Annotated in this window: 7 protein-coding genes; 4 read left to right on the top strand and 3 right to left on the bottom strand. The window is 72.4% G+C overall.

The window, feature by feature from the left end; all coding sequences use genetic code 11:
* Positions 1-169 precede the first annotated feature (169 nt).
* Positions 170-694, top strand: coding sequence for a MarR family winged helix-turn-helix transcriptional regulator (locus KGA66_RS27035; protein WP_211472071.1), 525 nt, complete (start codon positions 170-172; stop codon positions 692-694).
* Positions 695-899: 205 nt separating this feature from the next.
* The gene (gene ung / locus KGA66_RS27030; protein ID WP_211472069.1) at positions 900-1,583 is read left to right on the top strand and encodes a uracil-DNA glycosylase; all 684 of its coding nucleotides are present in this window, start codon (positions 900-902) and stop codon (positions 1,581-1,583) included.
* Positions 1,584-1,779: 196 nt separating this feature from the next.
* Here the strand turns inward: ung and KGA66_RS27025 are convergent, their stop codons facing one another.
* Both KGA66_RS27025 and KGA66_RS27020 read right to left on the bottom strand, forming a co-directional pair.
* Positions 1,780-2,490, bottom strand: coding sequence for a VIT1/CCC1 transporter family protein (locus KGA66_RS27025; RefSeq protein WP_369015978.1), 711 nt, complete (start codon positions 2,488-2,490; stop codon positions 1,780-1,782).
* A gap of 286 nt (positions 2,491-2,776) precedes the next feature.
* The gene (locus tag KGA66_RS27020; RefSeq protein WP_211472065.1) at positions 2,777-3,784 is read right to left on the bottom strand and encodes a tyrosine-type recombinase/integrase; all 1,008 of its coding nucleotides are present in this window, start codon (positions 3,782-3,784) and stop codon (positions 2,777-2,779) included.
* 754 nt (positions 3,785-4,538) lie between these two features.
* Here KGA66_RS27020 and KGA66_RS27015 point away from each other — a divergent pair.
* Positions 4,539-5,462, top strand: coding sequence for a TIGR03619 family F420-dependent LLM class oxidoreductase (locus KGA66_RS27015; protein WP_211472063.1), 924 nt, complete (start codon positions 4,539-4,541; stop codon positions 5,460-5,462).
* 199 nt (positions 5,463-5,661) lie between these two features.
* Positions 5,662-6,405 carry a polyprenol monophosphomannose synthase gene (locus KGA66_RS27010; protein ID WP_211472061.1) on the top strand — a complete coding sequence of 248 codons (744 nt, stop codon included), beginning with the start codon at positions 5,662-5,664 and terminating at the stop codon, positions 6,403-6,405.
* On the opposite strand, the gene KGA66_RS27005 is transcribed toward KGA66_RS27010, so the two are convergent.
* A complete protein-coding gene (locus KGA66_RS27005) occupies positions 6,359-7,399 on the bottom strand; it encodes an oxygenase MpaB family protein (RefSeq protein WP_211472059.1) in 1,041 nt (346 codons plus the stop codon). The genes KGA66_RS27010 and KGA66_RS27005 overlap by 47 nt on opposite strands.
* Between the last annotated feature and the right edge of the window lie 42 nt (positions 7,400-7,441).

The following is a 7,441-nucleotide window of genomic DNA, read 5'->3' as shown; positions in this document are numbered from 1 at the left end:
GGGTGGTGTTGCGCAGGGGTGGCGGACCACGCCACGTGTTGTTCGCGTAGCGAACGGTGTCCGCTACGCTCCGCTGGGCGGCACTTCGGGCGGTGTCGTATGGGTCGTTCGGGCGCGGCCCGCGTGTCAGGTGCGGTGCGGGTATCCGAAGGCGGAAAGGGCTGGTGTTGTGGGTGCGGCAGGGGCGCGGGATCCGGGCGCGGTGCGGGGCGAGCCGGTGATCGCGACGGCGGCGGACGCGGCGAACGAGCCGAGGGTGGTGGCGTTCGGGCGGCTGCTGGGCGCGGCAGGGGGCCTGGAGTACTTGCTGGGGCGGGCGATCGAGCGGGAGTTCGGCATCAGCCACGCGATGTTCGAGGTGTTGCTGCTGCTGGGCCGGGCTGCGGCGCCGTTGCCGATGCGGGAGATCTCGCAGGCCCGGGTACTGACCACGGGCGGGGTGACGCGGTTGGTGGACCGGATGCAGGCGGCGGGCCTGGTACGGCGCGAGGTCTCGCCCAGGGACGGACGGGTGCACCTGGTGGCGTTGACGGAACTGGGCGAGTCGATCGCGGTTCGCGCGGCGCGGGTGCACGCGAGCAATGTTCAGCGGTACATGCTCGACGCGCTTCCCGAGCGCGACCGCGAGACGGTCATGGCGGGCTTGGCGGTGCTCAGCCGGTCGGCGCGGGCCGCGTTGCCGCAGATGCCTTAACTGGCCGGCCCGGTCGGGGCCCGGCGCGCCGGGCCCCGCGCGCCGTTCGCCGCGGCCGGGATTGTCGTAGCGGCCCGGTACGGTGGTGCCCGCAGCGACCGACGCAGAGCGCTGCGACCGGGCGCCCGCGAGCGCGGTGTGGCCGGGTCCGAGTCCGTCGCGCCCCGGTGCGGGTCGCGTTCGCCGTTGGGGAGGAGAGGGCCGCGTGCCTCTCGCTGTTCCGCAGTCCTGGCAGGATGTCCTGGCCGCGCAGACCCGGGAGCCGTATTTCGCCGAGCTTGAGCGGTTCCTGGCCGCAGAGCGGGCCGAGCACCGGGTCTTCCCGCCCGAGGGCGAGGTGTTCGCGGCGCTGGAGGCGACCGCGTACCGGGACGTGCGGGTCGTCGTGCTGGGTCAGGATCCGTATCACGACGAGGGCCAGGCGCACGGGATGTGCTTCTCGGTGCGTCCGGGGGTGAAAGTGCCGCCGTCGCTGCGCAACATGCTCAAGGAACTGCGCGACGATGTCGGCTGCGAGGTTCCGGGGCACGGTTATCTGGGTGCGTGGGCCGCGCAGGGGGTCCTGCTGCTGAACACCGTACTCACGGTGCGCGCGCACGAGCCGGCGTCGCACAAGGGCCGTGGGTGGGAACGGTTCACCGACGCGGTGGTGCAGGCGATGGCGCAGCGGCCCGAGCCTGCGGTGTTCGTGCTGTGGGGCGCGCACGCGAAGAAGAAGGCGGCGCTGATCGACCCGGTACGGCACCGGGTGATCCAGGGCGCGCACCCCTCACCGCTCTCGGCGCGCCTGTTCTTCGGCTCACGCCCGTTCTCGAAGGTGAACGCGGCCCTGGAGGAACTCGGGTATGCGCCGCTGGACTGGCAGCTGCCGGCGACCGCGACGCTCTGACGCCCGAAGCGCGCCGGGCTGACCGAATTATTCGTCTTCAACCATTCGTCGCCGGGCCGCGTCTGTGGTGTGGGCGGTTCCGCCGGGGTCCAGGGTGCCGCCGGGCGGCGCAGAGCCATCATCACCGGCGCCGTCCGGCGGCGTACGCGATTGATCCGCCCGGAACCCGGGCCAGTACCCGGGCCGGTCGCCCGGATCAGGCCGCGACGTGTGAGCCGACAGCAAGGCCGATCGCGTACGTCGCGCCGGCGGCCAGGGCGCCGAGCACCAGCTGACGCAGCGCGGCGTGCAGGAACGGGCGCCCGGTCAGCCGGCCGACCAGGCCGCCGCCGAAGAACGCGGTCAGGGCGGAGAGCACCAGGGCGAGCCACAGCCACGGCGCGCCGACCAGGAACGGCAGCAGCGGGATGAGCGCCCCGATGGAGAAAGAGGCGAAGGAAGCGCCGGCGGCGGTCCACGGCGAGGGCAGTTCCTCGTGATCGACGCCTAGCTCTTCGCGCACATGGATGCCCAGGCCGCGGTCCGGTTGCGCGGAGATCTGGGCGGCGACCTGCTCGGCCAGGTGCGCGTCGACGCCCTGCGCGCGGAACGATGCGGCCAGTTCGGCCTGCTCGCCGACCGGGTTGCGGGCCAGTTCCCGCCGCTCGTACTCCACCTCGGCGTGCACCAGTTCGTTCTGCGAGGAGACCGAGACGAATTCGCCGGTGGCCATGGAGAACGCCCCGGCGACCAGCCCGGCGAGGCCGGTGAGCGTCACGGCGTGGGCGGAGACCCCGCCGGCACCGACGCCGCTGATCAGCGAGACGTTGGTGACCAGGCCGTCCATCGCGCCGAAGACCGCGGGTCGCAGCCAGCCGCCGCTGACGTCGCGGTGGTGCTCGGGGGGCGGGGGCTCGCCGATGCGGATGGCCGGCGCCGTGGCGCTTTTGGCGGTCGTGATGCCGGTCACGAGAATCCTCCATGCAGTGCGTTAACGGCCGAGAGCGCGGGCGCCCGCGCGATGACGATACGCGGCGTGCCAGGTGCGGCGATAGCAGGGTCAGGCTCGCCTTACCGGGGCGCGCAGCCGTGGGCGGCCGGTCGAAAAGCCGAGGTACCCAGGGGCGCGGATTCGACACGGGTGTCTGCCGCGCTCCGGTCCCGCGGTACGTTCCGAGGTTGAGAACGCCGCGGCGGCGCTGTATCTTCCGCCGTCAGCCCAGGGCCGCGGCGACCAGGTGCGCGGGATCGCGCTCCAGGCGGCGGGCCGCGCGCTGGTAGCGGCGGGTGGTGCGCGGGTCGGCGTGTCCCATGGCGTCCTGCAGGTCATCGAGGTCCGCGCCGCGTTCGGTGGCGATGGTGGCGAAGGTGTGGCGCAGCGCGTGCGGGGTCACCGCGTGCGGCTGGGGCAACTCGGCGCGCTCGGCGAGGCGGCGCACCAGGCGGAAGACCTCGGTGCGGTCGACCGGCCGGCCTGATGCGGTCGCGAACAGCGGTGTGTTCGCAGCGATCGGCTCGCCGCTGCGGTCGGCTCGCCATGTCAGGTACGCGTCGAGAGCTTCGGCTGCGGCCGGGGGGAGGGCACGTTCGATGCGTTTGCCGCCTTTGCCGTGCACGGTGATGGTGCGTTGGCCGCGGGCGCTGCCTAAGGCGTCAACACGCATTGAGCACACTTCACTGACACGCACGCCCAGTTGCAGCATGAGGCGCAGCATCGCCGCGTCGCGCAGACGTGTGCTGCCAATGGCGGTGTCGGCGGCGTCGATGATGCGCCGCGCGGAGTTTTCGTCGAGCCACGCGGTGGCGGAGTAGTCGCGGTCGACACGCGGGCGTTCGGCGGCGGCGAACGGGTTGCGGTCGTGCAGTCCACAGGCCACCAGGTATCGGTACCAGGAGGAGACCGCGGCCATGCGTCGGGCGGCGCTGGGCGCCGACAGGGGGCGTACTGTCGCGCCGGGGTCTTGCAGCGCGGCGCCGAACAGGTCGGCGTCGGGCTTGCGGGCGGTGAGCACGTGCATGCCGTGGTCGGCGCAGAAGACGCCCCAGGCGCGCAGGTCACGCGCGTACGCTTCGCGTGTGGTGGGCTTCTTCGCGGCCAGCCACGCGGCGGTCGCCTGCCCGAGTTCGTCGGCGTGCGGGCCGTGCCAGGTCCCGGCGGCGGCCGGAGGCTCAACGGGTGAGCGGGCGACGGGTGCCTGGGGCGGGAGCTGAAGCGGTGTCACGCGCAAAGATCGTACTCGCGTGCGTCCGTATTCGAGCGATGCCGACCTCAGCGCCGTCAGGCACTGGAGTTCGGGCATTGCGGAGCTTCCCCGAGTGCCGAGGTGTGTTGCGTGATCGTGCGGCCGTGCCGCGGCTCAATCGAGCGGGCTCGGCCATTCGTTGAACGGCAGCAGATCGCGCAGTCTCACGGATGCCCGGCGACCCAGGATCACGGTGGTGTCCAGGTTGGCCGGGTCGATCTGCCGGATGAACTCCCGGCAGCGCCCGCAGGGCGCTCCTTCCGCTGTGCCGCCTCGCTTTCGAGGGCAACCGGCGTTTCTCCGAACCGTTGCGACGCGTCATCGCCGACACCCCGGCCCTGCGCGAGCGGCAGCAGACGAAGACCGCCCTGCTCAGTTCGTCACTCGACACGGCAGTCACCCCGCGCAAACTACCGATCGGCTCGCCGACTGCGCCAACGGGTTCCCGCGGGCGTCTCGCGAGTATGCAGTATGGCCCGGCCGTACGAACCGGCAGACCACGCACCGTCCGGGGTCGTCTGGTGTCCCGCGCCGGAAATCCGTCGCATGACTCTGCTCGACCTGGCTGCGCACGTCCGGTCATCCGCGCCCGGCTGGCAAGGCGCCGGAACACCCTCGCGGTGCTCAATCAACGCAGTGGGTCGTCTGTGGGTGTTTCGGCAACGCGGCCAGGCGGGATGCGGGGGCCGATTTTCACGGCGGATTTCCGGCGCGGGACACTAGGGTGGCGGTTATGAAGATCGGATTCGGTGCTCCGGTGTCGGGTGCGTGGGCCGGCCCGGAGAACCTCGCCCTGTTCGCGCAGCGCGCCGAAGAACTCGGCTATGCGAGTCTGTGGACGTTCCAGCGGCTGCTGATTCCCGGCGACGGGCACGCCGACCCGCCGTATCGCAGCGTACTGGATCCGCTGCTCGCCCTCGCTTACGCGGCGGCGCGCACCAGCCGTATCCGGCTGGGGGTGGCGCTGGTCAACATGCCGTTCGTCGCGCCGGCGTACCTGGCAAAGCAGGCTGCGACGCTGGACGTGCTCAGCGCGGGCAGGCTGGATCTGGGCCTGGGTGTCGGCTGGTCGCCGCTGGAGTTCACGGCCACCGGCGCGCCAAGCGATCGGCGCGGCGCGCGCGCCGAGGAGTATTTGAGCGTACTGCGTGCCCTCTGGGGCCCGGGAGCGGCATCGTTCAACGGCCGCTTCTACACGCTGCCCGAGTGCCAGATGCACCCCAAGCCGGTACAGCAGCCCGGGCCGCCGATCCTGCTCGGCGCGGTGGTGCCCGCGGCGCTGCGGCGCGCCGGGCGTCTGGCCGACGGCTGGATCAGCCGCAGCGCCACGGACCTGGAGAACATCGGGGAGAGCATCGCGCTGGTGCGGGAAAGCGCGCGGGACGCCGGCCGCGACCCGGACGCGCTGCGGGTGGTGGTGCGCGGCGTGGTGCGTCCCGACCCGTCGGGCGCGGGCACGGCGGGTCCCGGCGGTCGCCGCCTGCCGCTGTCCGGAAGCTTCGCGCAGATCCGCGCCGACACACAGGCTCTGGCCGACGCGGGAGTCAGCGAGCTGTATTACGACCTGAACTGGGATCCGCAGGTCACTGATCCGGCGGACGGGACCGAGGTGGGCGTGCGGCGCGCAACGCGGATCCTCGAAGCGCTCGCGCCGTGAAACGGGCTGCCGCCAGGGGTGCAACCGTGCGCCCGGGCGGCGCGTCAGACCCGATGTAGTGCCGCGGGACGGGCGCTGCGCCGCAGGGCAGCCGCCTGCTGCCCGGTGCTACACTCGCCCGACTGTCACTGAACGTGATCTAGCGTCGCGCAGCGCAGCCCGGCGCGTCCTCTAGCCGCTGCTCGTCCGAGGGATCCCCATGGCCGCCGCATCCCCCAAAGTCGTCGTCGTCGTGCCGACGTACAACGAGAGGGAGAACCTGCCGGTACTCGCCGGTCTGCTCGCCGACCTGCCCGTGCCGGATCTGCACTTGCTCGTCGTCGACGACGGGTCGCCGGACGGTACCGGGGAGATCGCCGACAAGCTCGCCGCGGAGCGGCCCGACCATGTCGGGGTGGTGCACCGAACCGCCAAGGACGGGTTGGGACGCGCGTACATCGCGGGAATGAGCCGCGCGCTGGCAGAGGGCGCCGACATCGTGGTGCAGATGGACGCCGACCTTTCGCACCCGGCCGGTGTCATCCCGGCGATGCTCGACAAGCTCGCCTCCACGGACGCCGCGGTGGTACTCGGGTCGCGGTACACGGCGGGCGGGCAGGTGGCCGCGGAGTGGCCGTGGCACCGCAAGGCCCTGTCCGCGTGGGCGAACTTCTATGTCAACGCGATCCTGCGGCTGCACGTGAAGGACGCCACCGCGGGGTTCAAGGCGTGGCGCGCCGAGACGCTGCGCGCAATAGACCTGCCGTCGATCCACAGCAACGGCTACTCGTTCCAGGTGGAGATGAACTATCGCGCGGTGCGGCGGGGGCTGCGGATCGTGGAAGTGCCGATCCGGTTCGAGGAGCGCGTCAAAGGCGCCTCGAAGATGAGCTTCGCGGTGCAGCTCGAGTCGGCGCTCACGCCGTGGAAGCTGCTGTTCGGCCGCGGCCCGCGCCGGGGTTAGGCAATGGCTTAGGCGGCCTGGCAGGCGAAGCGCCGCGCACGAGCGGGGCGCTGCGTTGGTCGCCGGTCGCGGCCCGGTCGGCGGCCACAGCGCCGGTGCGTGCACGGGCTTCCTGCAGCATCGGCGAGCCTCGTCGCAGCGGCGTGGGCAGCGTGGCGGCCGCGGTGCGCAACAGTCGCGCCGTCGCCACCGGCGGCAGGTCGGCGCCAGGCAGCGCGGGCAGCCGGTACAGGCGCCGCGCCCACCTCGGCAGCAGCCCGAACGCGGTCGAGCTGAGGGCCAGCCATCCGGCGCGCGCGCCGTACAGGCGTGCTTTGGCGTTCATCGGCGGCCACAGCAGCAGCCGTGCGGCCTGCGCGGCCTGCGGTGTGAGCCGCAACTGCGGGCGTATCTGCTCGAAATAGCGGGCGACCTGCGCGGCGGTGGCCGGTACCGCAGCCGGGTCGAGCCCGACCAGTTGCGCCGCGAGCACCTGTTCGCGATAGAAGCGGTCTGTCTCGTCGGCGCTCAGGCTCAGCCCGGCGCGCCGCGCGGTCGACAGGAACGACTCGGCCATCGCCACGTGCACCCACAGCAGCGCCTGCGGGTCGTCGAGGCGGAAGGGCCGCCCGTTGTCGGGGTCCCGGCCCCACAGGGCCCGGTGGATCGCGCGGACCCGGGCCGCGGCCTGCTGCGCCTGTTCGCTCGTGCCGTATGTGACGGTGTGCACGTAGCGGGCGGTACGCAACAACCGGCTCCACGGCGGGGCGGACAGGTCCGAGTTCTGCGCCAGCCCGGCCATCGCCCGCGGATACAGCGCCTGGAGGAACAGCGCGCGCAGCCCGCCGAACGCGAACGCGGGGTCTGCCATCACCCGCCATGAGACGCTGTCGGGCCCGAAGAGACCGGGATCGGCCGCGTCGTCGGGCCGTTGCGCGTCCTGCGGATCGGCCGCGTCGGGGCCGGCCGGGGACGGTTGGTGTGCGTGGTCGTGCTCGTGCGGCGAAACGTTCACCGTTCTAGCATGCACCCCGCCTGCGCGACCGCGGCGCCCGCC

The sequence above is a fragment of the Actinocrinis puniceicyclus genome (assembly GCF_018283645.1).
Taxonomy (GTDB): Bacteria; Actinomycetota; Actinomycetes; order Streptomycetales; family Catenulisporaceae; genus Actinocrinis; species Actinocrinis puniceicyclus.
This window is presented reverse-complemented; position numbering and strand designations above follow the sequence as displayed.

Coding starts and splice junctions, on each gene's coding strand:
- KGA66_RS27015 (WP_211472063.1), top strand. CDS start 4,539: ATGAAGATCGGATTCGGTGCTCCGGTGTCGGGTGCGTGGGCCGGCCCG.
- KGA66_RS27010 (WP_211472061.1), top strand. CDS start 5,662: ATGGCCGCCGCATCCCCCAAAGTCGTCGTCGTCGTGCCGACGTACAAC.